Annotated in this window: 19 protein-coding genes; 10 read left to right on the plus strand and 9 right to left on the minus strand. The window is 70.3% G+C overall.

Annotated elements, in window-relative coordinates; translation table 11 throughout:
* The first annotated feature begins 7 nt into the window (after positions 1 to 7).
* Genes FHW12_RS16695 through FHW12_RS16715 form a run of 5 tightly spaced genes read left to right on the plus strand, consistent with a single transcriptional unit; the run spans position 8 to position 4735 of the window.
* On the plus strand, positions 8 to 1831 hold the full coding sequence (locus FHW12_RS16695; protein ID WP_182532191.1) for a hypothetical protein: 1824 nt from the start codon (positions 8 to 10) through the stop codon (positions 1829 to 1831).
* A complete protein-coding gene (locus tag FHW12_RS16700; protein WP_182532192.1) occupies positions 1828 to 2328 on the plus strand; it encodes a Rab family GTPase in 501 nt (166 codons plus the stop codon). The genes FHW12_RS16695 and FHW12_RS16700 overlap by 4 nt, the downstream gene beginning before the upstream one ends.
* Complete coding sequence (locus FHW12_RS16705) at positions 2325 to 3866, plus strand: hybrid sensor histidine kinase/response regulator (RefSeq protein WP_182532193.1); 1542 nt, start codon at positions 2325 to 2327, stop codon at positions 3864 to 3866. Before FHW12_RS16700 ends, FHW12_RS16705 begins: the two co-directional genes overlap by 4 nt.
* Positions 3863 to 4204 carry a YbjQ family protein gene (locus FHW12_RS16710; RefSeq protein WP_182532194.1) on the plus strand — a complete coding sequence of 114 codons (342 nt, stop codon included), beginning with the start codon at positions 3863 to 3865 and terminating at the stop codon, positions 4202 to 4204. The genes FHW12_RS16705 and FHW12_RS16710 overlap by 4 nt, the downstream gene beginning before the upstream one ends.
* Positions 4205 to 4246: 42 nt before the next feature.
* On the plus strand, positions 4247 to 4735 hold the full coding sequence (locus FHW12_RS16715; RefSeq protein ID WP_259393126.1) for a GNAT family N-acetyltransferase: 489 nt from the start codon (positions 4247 to 4249) through the stop codon (positions 4733 to 4735).
* A 3-nt stretch (positions 4736 to 4738) separates the two neighbouring features.
* On the opposite strand, the gene FHW12_RS16720 is transcribed toward FHW12_RS16715, so the two are convergent.
* Entirely contained in the window at positions 4739 to 5083 is a 345-nt protein-coding gene (locus FHW12_RS16720) for a hypothetical protein (RefSeq protein WP_182532195.1), read from the minus strand.
* Between the two features lie 16 nt (positions 5084 to 5099).
* Positions 5100 to 5693 (minus strand): pyridoxamine 5'-phosphate oxidase, encoded by a 594-nt coding sequence (gene pdxH / locus FHW12_RS16725; RefSeq protein ID WP_182532461.1) that lies wholly within the window; start codon positions 5691 to 5693, stop codon positions 5100 to 5102.
* Positions 5694 to 5715: 22 nt separating this feature from the next.
* On the opposite strand from pdxH, the gene FHW12_RS16730 reads away from it, so the two are divergent.
* From FHW12_RS16730 to FHW12_RS16740, 3 genes are read left to right on the plus strand one after another with little or no spacing between them, the layout of a single operon-like run.
* Positions 5716 to 6555: a kinase gene (locus FHW12_RS16730; protein ID WP_182532196.1), complete on the plus strand. Its 840-nt coding sequence runs from the start codon at positions 5716 to 5718 to the stop codon at positions 6553 to 6555.
* 53 nt (positions 6556 to 6608) lie between these two features.
* Positions 6609 to 7595, plus strand: coding sequence for an NAD-dependent epimerase/dehydratase family protein (locus tag FHW12_RS16735; RefSeq protein WP_182532197.1), 987 nt, complete (start codon positions 6609 to 6611; stop codon positions 7593 to 7595).
* A gap of 36 nt (positions 7596 to 7631) precedes the next feature.
* On the plus strand, positions 7632 to 8444 hold the full coding sequence (locus tag FHW12_RS16740; RefSeq protein WP_182532198.1) for an ABC transporter substrate-binding protein: 813 nt from the start codon (positions 7632 to 7634) through the stop codon (positions 8442 to 8444).
* 253 nt (positions 8445 to 8697) lie between these two features.
* Here FHW12_RS16740 and FHW12_RS16745 read toward each other — a convergent pair whose 3' ends face one another.
* The 3 genes from FHW12_RS16745 to FHW12_RS16755 form a co-directional block, all read right to left on the minus strand.
* Positions 8698 to 9279 (minus strand): YggT family protein, encoded by a 582-nt coding sequence (locus FHW12_RS16745; RefSeq protein WP_182532199.1) that lies wholly within the window; start codon positions 9277 to 9279, stop codon positions 8698 to 8700.
* Between the two features lie 47 nt (positions 9280 to 9326).
* The gene (gene proC / locus FHW12_RS16750) at positions 9327 to 10148 is read right to left on the minus strand and encodes a pyrroline-5-carboxylate reductase (protein ID WP_182532200.1); all 822 of its coding nucleotides are present in this window, start codon (positions 10146 to 10148) and stop codon (positions 9327 to 9329) included.
* Positions 10149 to 10227: 79 nt separating this feature from the next.
* Positions 10228 to 10908: a YggS family pyridoxal phosphate-dependent enzyme gene (locus FHW12_RS16755; protein ID WP_182532201.1), complete on the minus strand. Its 681-nt coding sequence runs from the start codon at positions 10906 to 10908 to the stop codon at positions 10228 to 10230.
* A gap of 89 nt (positions 10909 to 10997) precedes the next feature.
* Between FHW12_RS16755 and FHW12_RS16760 the strand changes: the two genes are divergently transcribed.
* Positions 10998 to 12035 (plus strand): type IV pilus twitching motility protein PilT, encoded by a 1038-nt coding sequence (locus FHW12_RS16760; protein ID WP_182532202.1) that lies wholly within the window; start codon positions 10998 to 11000, stop codon positions 12033 to 12035.
* Between the two features lie 102 nt (positions 12036 to 12137).
* Here the strand turns inward: FHW12_RS16760 and FHW12_RS16765 are convergent, their stop codons facing one another.
* From FHW12_RS16765 to FHW12_RS16770, 3 genes are all read right to left on the minus strand, one after another.
* Positions 12138 to 13481 carry a PQQ-dependent sugar dehydrogenase gene (locus tag FHW12_RS16765; protein WP_182532203.1) on the minus strand — a complete coding sequence of 448 codons (1344 nt, stop codon included), beginning with the start codon at positions 13479 to 13481 and terminating at the stop codon, positions 12138 to 12140.
* A 100-nt stretch (positions 13482 to 13581) separates the two neighbouring features.
* Positions 13582 to 13713, minus strand: coding sequence for a hypothetical protein (locus tag FHW12_RS21395; RefSeq protein WP_259393127.1), 132 nt, complete (start codon positions 13711 to 13713; stop codon positions 13582 to 13584).
* A 6-nt stretch (positions 13714 to 13719) separates the two neighbouring features.
* Positions 13720 to 14055, minus strand: coding sequence for a BON domain-containing protein (locus FHW12_RS16770; RefSeq protein ID WP_182532204.1), 336 nt, complete (start codon positions 14053 to 14055; stop codon positions 13720 to 13722).
* A 151-nt stretch (positions 14056 to 14206) separates the two neighbouring features.
* On the opposite strand from FHW12_RS16770, the gene FHW12_RS16775 reads away from it, so the two are divergent.
* Positions 14207 to 14422 carry a hypothetical protein gene (locus FHW12_RS16775; RefSeq protein ID WP_182532205.1) on the plus strand — a complete coding sequence of 72 codons (216 nt, stop codon included), beginning with the start codon at positions 14207 to 14209 and terminating at the stop codon, positions 14420 to 14422.
* 123 nt (positions 14423 to 14545) lie between these two features.
* On the opposite strand, the gene FHW12_RS16780 is transcribed toward FHW12_RS16775, so the two are convergent.
* Entirely contained in the window at positions 14546 to 15874 is a 1329-nt protein-coding gene (locus FHW12_RS16780; protein WP_182532206.1) for a putative Ig domain-containing protein, read from the minus strand.
* Between the last annotated feature and the right edge of the window lie 41 nt (positions 15875 to 15915).

Consider the following 15915-nt stretch of genomic DNA (forward strand, 5'->3'; position numbering starts at 1 on the left):
CACCGTCGTGACCAGCTCCGGATTCGGCGACGCCGCCGGCCGGCCGGCCGCGCCGGCACCCGTGGTCGTGTCCGAACCCACCGAGCCCGCGCTGCGCGAAGCAGTGCCCGCCGAAGGCGATTTCGAGCGCCTGCGTGAACTGCTGCTCGGCGGCGAGCGGCGCGAACTCGCCGCCGCGCGCGCGCGCATCGAGGAACTCGAACGCGCGCAGCGCGACCTGCCCGGGCGCCTGCCCGACGCGGCGGTCGAGGCACTGCGCAGCGAACACGGCAATCCGCGCGTCGCCGCGGCGCTGTCCGAACCGGTCGCGCAGGCGCTCGGCGCGGCCGTGCAGACGCATCGCCAGAGCCTCGTCGACGCCCTGTTCCCGATCCTCGGGCCGATGATCCGCAAGTCGATCGCCGAGGCGTTGCGCAGCCTCGTCGCCAACCTCAACGGTGCGATCGAGAGCAGCTTCACCGTGCGCGGGCTGAAGTGGCGTTTCGAGGCCTGGCGCGGCGGCGTGCCGTATGCCGAGGTCGTGCTGAAGCATCGCCTCGCGTACGGCATCGATCACGTGTTCCTGATCGAGCGCGCGAGCGGGCTCGTGCTGCATCACGCGTCCGCGCCCGGCCTGCCGCCGCTCGATGCCGACGCGATCGCCGGCATGCTCACCGCGCTCGGTGACTTCGTCGGCGATTCGGTCGGCGGCGACAGCAGCGGCGCGCTCGAATCCGCCCAGGTCGGCGAGGACCTCGTCTGGGTCGAGCACGGGCCGCGCGCGAACCTCGCCTGCTTCGTGCACGGCGTGCCGCCGGCGCAGCTGCGCACGCTCATGGAGCAGCGCCTCGAAGAGGTCCACGCGCGCCTGCTCGCGCTGCCGGCCGATGCGCCGCTGCGATCGATCGGCGACGACGCACTCGTGCGCGAACGGCTCGAACCGTCCGCGCTGCTGCGCGATACCGACGAGGCGACCGCGCCGGTCGCCGCACGCAAGGCGTCGCGCCTGCCGCTGCTCGTCATCGCGTTGCTCGCGATCGCGCTGCTCGGCGGATTCGCCTGGCAGCGCTGGCGCTGGGACGCGCGCGTCGACGCGTTGCGCGCGCGCCTCGCCGCGCATCCGGGCTTCATGCTCACCGGCATCGACGCGCGCGCGTGGCGTGCGCTCACCGTGCACGGCCTGCTCGACCCGGATGCGGAACCGCTCGACGCCGTGCTCGCGGACGCCGGCCTCGGCGCGGTCGTACCGGTGCTCGATGCCAACGGCTACGTCTGCGCCGACGATGCGGTGATCGCGCGTCGGGCGGCACGCCTGCTCGCGCCGCCGGCGTCGGCCGCGATCGCCGTGCACGGTCGCGTGCTGCGCCTGTCCGGCACGGCGGCGCAGCCGTGGATCGACGCCGCACTCGCGCGGGCGCCGTGGATCGCCGGCGTCGCCCGCGTCGAATCGACGCTCGCGCCGACCGGCGACGCCGTGGCCGACGCCCGCGCGGAAATCGCGCGCATCGTCGCCGAGCTGCAGGCGCGGCACGTGGCGTTCGTGCAGGACGACGAGCCGGTCGCGGGTGCCGATGCGGTCGTCGACGAACTCGCGGCATCGCTGCGCCGTATCGCCGCGCTCGCGCCGGTCGCGCGAGTCGACGTCGAGACCGTCGCGTACGGCAGCAATGACGACAGCGGCGGCAGCGAGGCGAATGCACGCGTGCGCGCGCAGCGCGCGCAATGGCTCGAACGCGCGCTCGTCGCGCGCGGCATCGCCGGCGCGCGCGTGGCCGACGCCGCCGAGCCCTCCGACGCGCCGAACCGCCGCGGTGCCGAGCTGCGCACGGTCGTGCGCGAAGCGCACCGATGACGCCGCTCACGCACAAGGTGTGCATGCTCGGCGACTTCGGCGTCGGCAAGACGAGCCTGGTCGCGCGCTACGTGCGCAGCACGTTCTCCGACAAGTACCTCACCACGGTAGGCGTCAAGGTCGACAGCAAGGAAGTCGCGCTGCCGGGACGCGATCCGCTCAAGCTCGTGCTGTGGGACATCGCCGGGCGCAGCGCGCTCGACGCGCCGAGCACGAGCTACCTGCGCGGCGCGAGCGCGCTGCTGCTGGTCGCCGACGGCACGCGCGAAACGAGCCTGAATTCGGCGCTCAACCTGCTGATGCAGTCGCGCAGCACGTTGCCGGACGCGGTCGCGGTGCTCGCCGTCAACAAGCTCGACCTGGTCGAACGCTGGGAGGTCGCCGCGACGACGCTGTCGGAACTGCGCCGCAGCCTGCCGGTGTTCGAGACGAGCGCGCTGTCGGGAGCGGGCGTCGAGGAGGCGTTCGCCGAGATCGCGCGGAGGTTGCCCGGATGATCGTCGACGCAGCCTGGCCCGTGGTCGTGCAGGCCTACCTGCGCGCGGTGCTCGTCGATCGCACGCACCTGTTGCTGCTCAGCTTCGCGCCCGGTTGGCACCTGCTCGACTTGCAGGGCGACCCCGCGTTCTACGGCCTCGCGCCGGAAGCGCCGGACGGATTGCGCTCGCTGCAGGACCTGTTCGTCGGACTGCCGCTCGATCGCGACCAGGACATCCCTTTCGTGGAGCTCGCCAACGGGCGCAGCGCGCACGTCCACCTCGTGGCCGATCGCGACGCCTTCCACGTGCTGCTGCTCGACGCCGAAGAGGCGCGCTCGCACGAGCGCGTGCAGCAGCAGCTCGTGCACGAGGCGATCATCGCCGGGCACGCCAAGTCCAAGGCGATCGGTCAGCTCAAGGACATCCGCGACGAACTCGGCCGCCAGCGCAGCAGCCTCGAGGAAGCGAACGCGCTGAAGAACGCGCTGATCGCCACGTTGAGCCACGAATTCCGCACGCCGCTCACGTCGATCTTCGGCTACCTGCACCTGATCGAACGGCGTGCGACGGCCGACGCGACGGCCGCTCAGGCGCTGCAGGCCGTGCGGCGCAGCGCGACCTACCTGTTCGCGCTCGCCGAGAACCTGCTCGAGTACGGCCGCGGCGAATCGAGCGGCGCGCTGCTCAATGCGGTCGAGGTCGACCTCGGCGCGCTGCTCGCCGATGTCGAGGGCATGTTCGCGCCCCTCGCGGAAGCGAAAGGCGTGCGCTTCCGCGCGACGCTCGCGCACGACGACGCGACGGCACCACGCTTCGACGAGGTGAAGCTGCGCCAGATCGTCGTCAACCTGCTGTCGAACGCGGTGCGGTACACGACGCGCGGCGAGATCGTGCTCGCGCTCGCCTGGCGCGACCGCCGCCTCGCCGTCGACGTGCGCGACAGCGGCATCGGCATCGCGCCGGAATTCATCGGCCAGGTGTTCAAGCCGTTCAATCGCGGCGCGCAGGCAGGCAGCAAGGGCGCCGGGCTCGGCCTCAGCATCGTGCGCCGGCTCGTCGACCAGATGCACGGCACGCTCGCGCTCGAGTCCGAGCCGGGCCAAGGCACGCATTTCAGCATCGAACTGCCGTCGGTCGCCGCGATCGCGGCCGGCCCGGAGCATGCATCCACGCTGCGTGGCCGCCGCGCGCTGGTCGTCGACGACGACGCGGACGTCGCGCAGTTGCTCGAGGTGTTGCTGGAAGACCTCGGATTCGAAGTGCGCGTGCTCGGCGATGCCGCGAGCGCGGTCGCGCGCGCGATGGACGAGTCTCCCGACCTGCTGCTGGTCGACGTCGAGCTGCCCGGCCTTTCCGGCAACGCGGCGGTGTACCAGTTGCGCGCGCAGGGCTATCGTGGTCCGATCGTTTCGCTGTCGGCCAACGCGACCACGGACGCGCGCGACGCGTCGCTGCGCGCCGGCGCCAACCACTACCTGACCAAGCCGCTCAACCTCGAACGCTTCGTCGCCGTGGTGCGGCGCGCGGTCGGCGAGGGCGCGAAGGAGGCGACATGAAGAGAGTCGATCGCAGCATGGTGACCACCGCGAACGAGCTGCACGGCCATCGCGTCGCGGTCAGCCTCGGCGTCGTGCGCGGCATCACCGTGCGTTCGCGCAGCGTCATCGGCAACATCGGCGCGGCATTGCAGACGCTCGTCGGCGGCAACATCAGCCTGTTCGCCGAACTGTGCGAACGCGCGCGCAGCGACGCGTTCGACCTCATGCTCGAGCACGCCGCCGAACTCGGTGCGAACGCGGTGATCGGCATGCGCTACGACGCGAACGAGATCGCGCAGGGCGTGACCGAGGTGCTCGCGTACGGCACGGCCGTGATGGTGGAGCCGGCGCGTTGACGATCCGCCGCGGTCGCGCATGGCCTCGCGTATGATCGCGGCATGACCGTGCTGCTGCGCGACGCGCTCCTCGCCGACCACGAAGCGATCGTCGCCCTCAACGCCGCCGAAGTCCGCCACACGAGCGCGATGGATCGACCGCGACTGGGTGAACTCGCCGCGCTCGCCGGCCGCCACCGCGTCGCCATCGTCGACGGCCGCGTCGCCGCGTTCCTGCTCGCGATGCTGGACCACGTCGCCTACGCCAACGACAACTACGCGTGGTTCGCGGCGCGCTACGAACGCTTCGTCTACGTCGATCGCGTCGTCGTCGGCGCGGACTGGCAGGGCCGGCGCCTCGGTTCGCTGCTGTACGAAGACCTGTTCGCGTGGGCGAGCGCGCAGGCGATCCCGTGCGTCGTCTGCGAGTTCAACCTCGTGCCGCCGAACGAGCCGTCGCGCGCGTTCCACGCGCGGCACGGCTTCGCCGAGGTCGGCCGCCAGTGGCTCGGCGCGAAGCAGGTGTCGATGCAGCTCGCCGTGCCCGGCTGAGGCTCACGCCGCCGGCATCGTCGTTTCGTCGACGAAGATCGCGGGCACGTCCCACGGATGGTGCGCACGGATGCCCGACTCGACCAGGCGTGCGAGGCGCGCGGCGTCGCGCGGGATGCAGAACTCGACGCGCACGCTCGGCGCGCGCACGAGTTCGCCGATGCCGCCGAGCGTCGGATTCGCCCCTTCGAGCGGGCGGAACTGTTCCGTCGCCGGTGCCGAGATCCACGCTGCGTGCGCGTAGGCGCCGATGCGCAGGTCGTCGACCGCGCAGACGCCGTCGATGACGCGCTGCACGTGCTCGGGTGGCACGTAGACGCTCACGCGGTAGACCGGCAGCAGCCGCATCGTTTTCAGCAGCCTGCTAGGGAAACAGCATGCGCCGCGTCCAGCGGCCGTCGGCGCCGCGTTCGTAGCACTGCCGCTCGTGCAGGCGGAAATCGGCGCCGTACCAGAGCTCGATGCGGTCGGGGACGACGCGGTAGCCGCCCCAGTGCGGCGGGCGCGGTACCGGGCCGCCCTCGAAGCGGCGTTCGACCTCTGCGATGCGCGCGTCGAACTCGTCGCGGTCGGCGAGCGTGCGCGATTGCGACGACGCCCACGCGCCGATCTGGCTGCCGCGCGGCCGCGACGCGAAATACGCGTCGGATTCGTCCGCGGCCAGGCGCTCGACGCGACCCTCGACGCGCACCTGCACGCCGTTGCGCAGCGTCTTCCAGTGGAAGCACAGCGCCGCGCGTGGATGCGCGTGCAACTGGTCGCCCTTGGCGCTTTCGTAGTTCGTGTGGAAGCGGAAGCCGCGCTCGTCGTGGCCCTTGAGCAGCACGATGCGCGCGGACACGCGGTCGCCGACCGAAGTCGCGAGCGTCATCGCGGTCGGCTCCGGATCGCCCGCGGCCTGCGCCTGTCGCAGCAGGTCGCCGAACGCGGCGAGCGCCTCCTGATAGAGTGGGTCGATCATGCCGTCTGCAGGTGCGTTCATGCGCGCGGATGCTAGCACGCACGGTTACGCCACGGACGTCGTCGAGCGCGTGCTCGACGCGCTGCTCGTGCGCGCGGCGCGCCGGCGGCGCCCGCTGCTGGCCGGGATTTCCGGCCTGCAGGGCAGCGGCAAGAGCACGCTCGCGCGCGACCTCGGTGCGTCGGCGCGGGCGCGTGGCGTACCTTGCGAAGTGCTCTCGCTCGACGACTTCTACCACGGCCGGCGCGAGCGCCGGCGCCTCGCGCGGACGCGCCATCCGCTGTTCGCGACGCGCGGCGTGCCCGGCACGCACGACGTCGCGCTGCTGCAGCACACGCTCGCCGCACTCGCCGCGGCGAGCCCGTACCGGCCCGCACGCGTGCCGCGCTTCGACAAGGGACGCGACACGCGCGTGGTGCCGTCGCGCTGGCGCACGGTGGTGCGACCGCCCGCCCTGGTCGTGCTCGAAGGCTGGTGCGTCGGCTTGGCGCCGCAGGATGCGGACGCGTTGCGCCGCCCGATCAATGCGCTCGAACGCGACGAGGATCGCGACGGTCGCTGGCGTGCCGTGGTGAACGCCGAGCTCGCGGGCGACTACGCCGGCCTCTGGCGCCGGCTCGACCGGCTCGTGCTGCTGCAGGCGCCGTCGTTCGCGGTGGTCGAGCGCTGGCGCGACGAACAGGAACGCAGCCTGCGAGCGCGCGCTGCGCCGCGCGCGCTCGACCGCGCCGCGTTGCGGCGCTTCCTCATGCACTACGAACGGCTCAGCCGGCACGCGCTGCGCGCCTTGCCGGCGCGCGCCGACATCCGTCTCGTGCTCGACCCGCACCGGCGCGTGCTCGCGATCGAGCGGGACTGACCCACGCGAACGAGCGGATCGCGTGCGGACGCGGCGCCGCCTACAATCGATGCATGGGCATTCTCGTCACCGGCAGCGCCGGTCATCTCGGCGAGGCGCTGGTGCGCAGCCTGCGCGCGCAGGGCTTCGCCACGGTCGGCATCGATCGCGTCGCGTCGCCGTACACCGATCGCGTCGGCTCGATCGTCGACGCGTCGTTCGTCGCGCAGGCGATGGCCGGCATGCACACCGTGCTGCATGCAGCGACGCTGCACAAGCCGCACGTCGCCACCCATTCGCGCCAGGCCTTCGTCGACACCAACGTCGGCGGCACGCTCAACCTGCTCGAAGCAGCGGCCGCGAACGGCGTCGGCGCTTTCGTGTTCACCAGCACGACGAGCACGTACGGCGACGCGCTGGAGCCGGCCGAAGGCGCGCCGGCGGCGTGGATCGACGAGGACGTCGTGCCACTCGCGAAGAACATCTATGGTGCGACCAAGCTCGCCGCGGAGGACCTGTGCCGCCTGTTCGCGCGCAACCACCGCCTACCGTGCGTCGTGCTGCGCACCGCGCGTTTCTTCCCGGAGCCCGACGACGACGCGCGCAAGCGCGATGCGTTCTCCGACGCGAACCTCAAGGCGAACGAGTTCCTGCATCGCCGCGCCGACGTGCAGGACCTCGTCGACGCGCACCTGCTGGCGATCGGACACGCGCCGGCGATCGGCTTCGGCCGCTACGTGCTCAGCGCGACGACCCCGTTCCGGCGCGAGGACCTCGTGGAGCTGCGCAGCGACGTCGCCGCCGTGCTGCGCCTGCGCGTCCCCGGCTGGGAGGACGCGTATGCCCGGCTCGGCTGGCGCATGCATCCGCGCATCGGTCGCGTGTATGCCAACGAGCGCGCACGCGCCGAACTCGGCTGGCGACCGCGCTACGATTTCGCGCACGTGCTCGCGCGCTCGCTCGCCGGCGAAGATCCGCGCAGCCCGCTCGCGCAGGCGATCGGCAGCAAGGGCTACCACGCCGGCACGTACGCGGACGGGCTTTACCCGGTCGAAGGTTGAGCGGGTGCGATCGACCCCGCGTGAGACAATCCGCGAATGACCACCACCATCGGCCCGCGCCGCATCGTCTGCCTCACCGAGGAACCGACCGAAGTGCTGTATGCGCTCGGCGAGCAGGAGCGCATCGTCGGCATTTCCGGCTTCACGGTGCGGCCGCCGCGCGCGCGCAAGGAGAAGCCGAAGGTATCCGCGTTCACGAGCGCTAAGATCGGCGAGATCCTCGCGCTCGAGCCGGATTTCGTCGTCGGCTTTTCCGACATCCAGGCCGACATCGCGCGCGAACTCGTCGCCGCCGGCGTCGAGGTGTGGATCAGCAACCACCGCAGCGTCGCCGGCATCCTCGACTACATCCGCCGCCTCGGTGCGCTCGTCGGCGCGCACGCGCGCGCCGAGGCGTACGCGCGCGAGGCCGAGGCGCACCTCGCGGCGATCGAGCGCGCGGCGGCCACGTTGCCGCGGCGGCCGCGCGTCTACTTCGAGGAGTGGGACGAACCGCCGATCACGGGCATCCGCTGGGTCGCCGAGCTGGTGCGCAGCGCCGGAGGCGACGACGTGTTTCCCGAGCGTGCGGTGATGCCGCTCGCGCGCGACCGCATCCTCGCCGATGCAGGCGAGGTCGTGCGGCGCGCGCCCGACATCGTGTTCGGCTCGTGGTGCGGCAAGAAGTTCCGGCCGGAGCGCGTCGCCGCGCGGCCGGGCTGGTCGGCGATCCCCGCGGTGCGCGACGGCGAACTTCACGAGGTCAAGTCGCCGATCATCCTGCAGCCCGGCCCGGCGGCGCTGTTCGACGGTGTCGACGCCCTGCACGCGGTGATCGCACGGTGGACGCTGGGGAAGGCGAAAGCCTGAAACACGAAGGACACGAAGGACACGAAGGAAAGCAGAGCGAAGAGATTTGAAGATTGAAACACGGAGCACACGGAGCACACGGAGGAAAAGCCTTCAATCGAAAGCTCTTCTTGCCTTGCTTTCTCCGTGTGCTCCGTGTGCTCCGTGTGCTCCGTGTGCTCCGTGTTTCAAGCTCTTTCCCTGATCTTGCTCTTCCTTCGTGTCCTTCGTGTCCTTCGTGTTTCAATCTTTTGGTTTGGTTTTGGCTCTGGGCTTATGCGGCTGCCTGCGCGAGGCGCTGGCCGAAGTCGACGAGCGGGGCGACGAGCAGGGCGAGGGCGAGCATGAAGGCGAGGATCGCGAGCGCGGGCGAGAAATCGAAGCCGCCCATTGCCGGGATGCGCTTGCGGATCGGCCGCAGGACCGGTTCGGTGAGCTGGAACAGCAGCGGCACCACCGGGTTCGTGCGTTCGACGCTGATGAAGCTGATCAGGGCGCGCACGAAGACGAGGCCGATGTACAGCACGAGCACGAGTTCGACGAGGTCGGCGAGCGCCATCACGGCGAGCCCGAGCAGACCGAGGCCCTGGCCGTACATCGCGTAGAGCAGTGCGAGCTTGATCGCGCTGAGCAGCCACGCGAGCAGCGTCGCCGCGAGGTCGAGGTTGCGCCAGTTCGGCACGAACCGGTGCAGCGGTATCAGCACCGGGTTGGTGAGCTTGTAGAGCGCCTGGCAGACCGGGTTGTAGAAGTTCGCGCGCACGAGCTGCAACAGCACGCGGAATACCGCGAGCGCGACGAGCGTCACGAAGACGAAGTTGACGATGATCTGGCCGGCGTTGGCGAAGTAGCCCATCGATCTGTCCTACGCCGTCGCAGCGACGGCCGCCATGCGACATGCGGTCACGAGTATCGCTCCGAAAGGTCCTTGCCGCGCGTCGTCGCCGCGGCGATCGCGTCCGCGACGAGCGCGCGCAGGTTGCCGCTCGCGAACGCCTCGAGCGCGGCGGCGGTGGTGCCGCCGGGCGAGGTCACGCGCTCGCGCAGCACGGTCGGCGGTTCGCCGTCCTCGACCAGCATGCGGCCCGCCCCGAAGCAGGTCTGCGTCGCGAGCGCGCGCGCGGTCGCGCGCGGCATGCCCTGCGCGACCGCGGCGTCCTCGAGCGCCTCGACGAGCAGGAAGAAATAGGCAGGCCCCGAGCCGGACAGCGCGGTCACCGTGTCCATGAGCTCTTCGCGCTCGATCCATACGGTCGTGCCCGCGGCACCGAGGATCGCCTGCGCCTGGGCGCGCTGCTCCGCGTTCGCATCGTCGTTGGCGATCATCCCGGTCGCGCCCGCGCCGATCAGTGCGGGCGTATTCGGCATCGAGCGCACGATCGGCACGCCCGTGCCGAGCCAGGCGGCGAGCTGGTCGATGCGGATGCCGGCAGCGATCGAGATGACCAGCGGCCGCGCCGCTGCGACGGTCGGCGCGATCTCCGCGCAGACGTCCTTGAGCACCTGAGGCTTCACCGCGAGCACGAGTACGCCGGCGCCTTCGACGGCCGCGCGCGCGTGATCGTGCACCGCGACGCCGAAGTCGCGCGCGAGGGCGGTGCGCAGCTCGGCATTCGGTTCGGCCACCGTGATCGCCGTCGCGGGCGTGCCGCCGCGCACGAGCGCGCCGATCAGGCTCCGCGCCATGTTGCCGCCGCCGACGAAGGTGATGCGTTGCTCGCTCATGCGATTCCTCCCGGTCGACGGGCGAGGTTAGCCGAGTGCGCGCCGGGGTGGAACCGGCGCGGCTGGATCGGCACCGCGCTCACGTCGCGCGCGCGCCGAACAGCAGGGTGCCGACGCGCACCATCGTCGCCCCGGCGGCGATCGCGAGCTCGAAGTCGTCGGACATGCCCATCGACAGCGTGTCGATCTCTGCGTGCTCCGCGCGCAGGGCGTCGAACAACGCGAGCATGCGAGCGAACGCGGCGCGGCGCCGCTCGCGCTCGGGCGCCGGCGCGGGGATCGCCATGAGGCCACGCAGGCGCAGGCGGGGCTCGGCGGCGACGGCGGCCGCGAGCGTGCCGATCTCCTCGGGACGGCAGCCGGACTTGCTCGCCTCGTCGTCGACGTTGACCTGCACGAGCACGTTCAACGGCGCGCGCGCGGGCGGCCGATGCCGCGCGAGCGGCGCGACGAGCTTGAGGCGGTCCAGGCTTTGCAGCCAGTCGAAATGCTCCGCGGCTTCGCGGCACTTGTTCGACTGCAGCGGCCCGATCAGGTGCCACTCCAACGGCAGGTCCGCGAGATCGGCCTGCTTCGCGACCGCTTCCTGCACGTAGTTTTCGCCGAACGCGCGCTGGCCACACGCGGCGAGTGCGCGGACGGCCGCGGCCGGCTGGGTCTTGGACACCGCGACCAGAGCGACTGCGGGTGCGCCGGCGGCTTGTCGCGCCGCGGCAACGCGGGTCGTGACGGAAGCATAGGCTGTTTCGCAGAAATTCATCGCAAGGTCGCGCACGGTCTGGTTTTCATCTGGCTATACTGCCGCAACCGGGCGCCCGGGAGGCGCCGACTGCCGTTCAGGGGAAACCGATGGATATTGCCGAGCTGCTGGCGTTTTCGGTCAAGAACAAGGCCTCCGACCTCCATCTCTCGGCCGGCCTGCCGCCGATGATCCGCGTCGACGGCGACGTGCGTCGCATCAACATCCCGGCGCTCGAGCACAAGCAGATCCACTCGCTGATCTACGACATCATGTCGGACAAGCAGCGCCGCGACTACGAGGAGTTCCTCGAAGTCGACTTCTCGTTCGAGATCCCGAGCCTCGCGCGCTTCCGCGTCAACGCGTTCAACCAGAACCGCGGCGCCGGCGCGGTGTTCCGTACGATTCCGTCCGAAGTGCTGACGCTCGAGGATCTCGGCTGCCCGCGCATCTTCAAGGAGCTCATCGAGCAGCCGCAGGGCCTGATCCTCGTCACCGGTCCGACCGGTTCGGGCAAGTCGACGACGCTCGCGGCGATGGTCGACCACGTCAACAAGAACGAATACGCGCACATCCTCTCCGTCGAGGATCCGATCGAGTTCGTGCACACCTCGCAGAAGTGCCTGATCAACCAGCGCGAAGTGCATCGCGACACGCACGGCTTCAACGAAGCGCTGCGCTCGGCGCTGCGTGAAGACCCCGACTACATCCTCGTCGGCGAGTTGCGCGACCTCGAGACCATCCGCCTCGCGCTGACCGCCGCCGAGACCGGTCATCTCGTGTTCGCGACGCTGCACACGAGCTCCGCCGCGAAGACGATCGACCGCGTCATCGACGTGTTCCCGGCCGGCGAGAAGCCGATGGTGCGTTCGATGCTGTCGGAATCGTTGCGCGCGGTGATCTCGCAGAGCCTGCTCAAGAAGGTCGGCGGCGGCCGCATCGCGGCGCACGAGATCATGGTCGGCATCCCGGCGATCCGCAACCTCATCCGCGAGGACAAGGTCGCGCAGATGTATTCGGCGATCCAGACCGGCAGCCAGTACGGCATGCAGACCCTCGACCAGTGCCTGCAGGACCTCGTCAAGCGCGGCATCGTCACGCGCCAGCAGGCGATGAGCTATGCGAAGAACAAGGACATCTTCAAGTAATCGCCGCGTTTCGCGGGGATGGAGAAAGGCGGCCATGGGCCGCCTTTCTTGCGTTTGCACGGCCGGCCTGGTCGCGTGCGTGCGGAGAAGGCGATCGAGCCGCTACCTGGCGGTCGCGGTGACGCGCCACACGCTGCCGCCCTGGTCCTCCGAAACGACGAGCGAGCCGTCGCGCGCCACTGCGACGCCGGTCGGGCGACCCCAGACGTGCGCGTCGTCGGCGACGAAGCCGGTCATGAAGTCGTCGTATTCGCCGGTCGGTGCGCCGTTCGCGAAGCGCAGCCGCACGACCTTGTAGCCCGTGCGCGGCACGCGGTTCCACGAGCCGTGCAGTGTCACGAGTGCGTCGCCGCGATATCCGGCCGGGAACATCGCGCCGTCGTAGAACGCGATGCCGAGCGGCGCGGAATGCGCCTGGATCAGCACGTCGGGCACGATCGCATCGGCCTTCAGGTCGCTGCGCCCGCCGCGCCAGCGCGGGTCCGCGTGCGCACCGATGTAGTACCACGGCCAGCCGTAGAAACCGCCTTCGCGCACGCGCGTCGCATATTCGAACGGGAGGTCGTTGCCGAGGCCATCGCGTTCGTTGACGACGCACCACGGCGCCTTCGTCGTCGGTTGCACGGCCATGCCGGCGCAGTTGCGCAAGCCGGTCGCGTACAGGCGCGCGTCGCTGCCGTCGGGTGCGATCGTCCATACCGCGGCGCGACGGTCCTCGTCGCCCCAGGCGGCGCCGCGCAGGCGCGTGCGTTCGAACGCGGCGATGTCTTCGGCGCTGCGTTCCGGCATGCCGGTTGCGACGTTCGAGGCCGAACCGACCGCGACGAGCAGGCGTCGCGCGTCGGGCGCGGCTAGGTCGCGCGTCGAATGGCCGCCGCCGGGAATGTCCTTGAGCACGACCGTGGGCGCCGCACTCGCGACCGTGTCGCCGTTCTCGTACGGGAAGCGCAGCACGCGTTCGGTCTGCGACACGTAGATCGCCTCCGGTTCGGCGCCGGGCGGGAAGAACGCGATGCCGTAGACGTCCGCGAGGCCCTTGGCGAACACGGCGGGCTGCGCGGGCAGCTTGCCGTCGGCACCAGGGCGGAACACGAGCACGCGCCCGCCGCCGGTCTCGGCGAGGAACACGTCGCCGCTCGGCGCGACGCGCAAGGTGCGCGGTTCGTCGAGCCCTTCGGCGACGAGCTCGGCCGTGAAGCCCGCCGGCACGGACGGCACGCGCTCGCCGCGCTGTACGCGTTGGGCCGGGCTCGCACCGACCGTCGAACGCTCGGCGACGACGTCGGGTAGGTCGGTCGCGCGCAGGTGGCGCCGCACGCCGGGCGCATCGTCATGCCAGCTGCCGAACGCCGTGGCGCCGTCGCGTACGGCGGCGGGATCGGCTGCGGCCGCGGTGGTACAGAAGACGCATCCGGCGATCAGGGCGGGGGCGATGCGTGCGCGCATGGCGGAGTATCTCGCTGGAGACGTCGTCATGACCGTAGCAGCCGCGCACCGCACGCGCCAGCGCGGTACCGATGGGCACACCGCGCTGGCGTGGAGCACGTCAGAACAGATGCGTGAAGATGTAGATGAGCACGAGCAGGCCGGCGGGCACGCCGAGCAACCATGCGATCACGTACTTGAACATGCAGTACCTCCATGGTTTCGGGTGCGCGCGGCAGGACGCCGCGCGCACCGGGGGTCACTTCACCTTGAGCCCCGAGTCGTCGATCGCCTTGACGCCTTTCACCTGGCGGGCGGTCGCGACGGCTTTGTCGACCGCGGCCTGCGTCGGCAGCACGCCGATGAGGATGACCTTGCCGTCGACGGTCTTCACCGTGATCTCGGTGCTCTTCACGCCGTCGGTGGTCGCGAGTTCCGTCTTCACCTTCGTCGTGATCCAGGTATCGGTGATCGGCTGGTCGGACTTCATCGATTCGTCCGTGGCATGGGCACTCGTCGCGAGCACGGGGACGAACGTGGCGCCGCACGCGGCGACGAGCGCAGCGAGGGTGGATGTGGCGATCTGCTTCTTCATGGAATTCTCCGGTGGATGTCGCGCCGCCACCATGGGCAGCGCGTCCGGCACCGAAGCTGAACGCGTGCGCTCGTGCTTCAGCGTCGCGTTAGGCAACGCCATGTGAACTGCCCGCGTGCCGCCAGGTGCACGTTCACATGCAGGGGATTCCATGCGCATCGGTCTCGTTCTCGCGGGCGTCATCCTCGTCGCGCTCGGCGCGGCGGGGTTCACCGGCAACCTCGACTTCACGCACGACAAGCAGGTCGTGAAGATCGGCGACCTGTCCGCGTCGGTGAAGGAGGAGAGGTCGGTGCCGCAGTGGCTCGGCGCGATCGGCGTCGTCGCCGGCCTCGGCTTGCTCGCCTTCGGCGCGACGCGAAAGTAACGACGGCTCGTTCGATCAGGCTCGCATCGCCGAGCGTGCCGCCGACACGCACGGATGCGTGTCGGCGGCGTGCCCGGACGCGCGACCGCCGCGATGGGCGGCGATCGCGGCTTGCATCGCGACTCAGGGAGGACCGTCGAATCCGTCGACGAAGATGAAGTCGGCCGGGTCGACGACGACGTTCATCGTGAATGCCTGTTCGGCGAGGCAGGTATTGGCGTCGGTCGCGCCGACACTGAAGTTGTACGTGCCGAGCGTCGTCGGGGTGCCGCTGAGTGTGCCGTCCGTCGCGAGCGTGAGTCCCGGCGGCAGCGTGCCGGTCGTCACGGCGTAGCTGATCGCGCCCGTGCCGCCGCTCGCCGAAATGTTCGTCGTGTACGGCACGAGTCCGTAGCCGTCGGGCAGCGTCGTGGTGGTGAACACGATCGCGGCGGGCTCGATCACTTCGTCGGACGGCGTGGAGACGAGGCCGTAGTTGTCCGTGACCTGGACCGAATAGGTGCCCGCCGAGAGGTTGCTCGCGGTCGCCTGGGTGTCGCCGTTCGACCACAGGTAGTCGAACGGCGGGAGGCCGCCGGTCGGCGTCACGGTGAGGCTGCCGTCATTGCCACCGTGGCAGCTCACGTCGGTATGCGCCGTGATGGCGGCGGTCATCGGCGTGTCCGTCGTGATGAACGTGTAGATGTCGAGGATCTCGGCCGGCGTGAGCGCATGGCTGTAGATGCGGTAGTCGGCCATCTTGCCATTGAGGCCGATATTGGTCGCGTAGCCACCGATCTTGTACGGGCCGATGCCGACGATGCTGACGGCCCCCTGGGCTACGGTATTGACGAGCACCGCATCCTTGTACGCGAGCACCTGGTTGTTCGGCTGGTCGTAGACGAACGTCACCATGTGCGAACCGCCGTCGGCCGCGCCATTGACGAGCACGTCGGTGAGGCCGCCGCCGCGCAGGATGTAGTTGCCCGCACCGGCGACACCGTTGGTGAAGCAACGGAACGAATTCGCGTTGGCGTCGCCGAAGATGTAGAAGAGCGTGGAACTCGCAGGCACGTCGGACGTGAAGAACGAGATCGTCCACGAGCCCGTGCCGAAGTTGGTCGCCCAGTTCGTGTTGAGGTAATCGGTGCTGCTGGAGACCGTGCCGTTCGCGGTCAGCGCGTAGGCGATCGGCGTGAACGGGACATTCTGCGAATACGTGCTCCCGAGGATCGTGCCGGTCTCCGTGCCCGCAGGCGGTGCGGACGCATGGTTGGTGACCGTCGTTCCGGTTTCGTCGAAGGTGTAGTGCAGCACCTCGGGCACCGGCAGCGGCGCGGCCGCGAGCGGTGCCATCGCGAACAGCAGCGCAGCGCAGGCGAATGCGCGGATACCGGAAGCTGCAGTCTGTTTCGGATCGTGCGCGCAGCCGGAATCGGCGGCGAGTGTGGTACGCACCGTGGCATATGTCATAGCGAGTCCCCCCTAGGATGGTCGCGGAGCCAGCATGCCCA

Source organism: Dokdonella fugitiva, from assembly GCF_014138265.1.
Classification (GTDB): Bacteria; Pseudomonadota; Gammaproteobacteria; order Xanthomonadales; family Rhodanobacteraceae; genus Dokdonella_A; species Dokdonella_A fugitiva_A.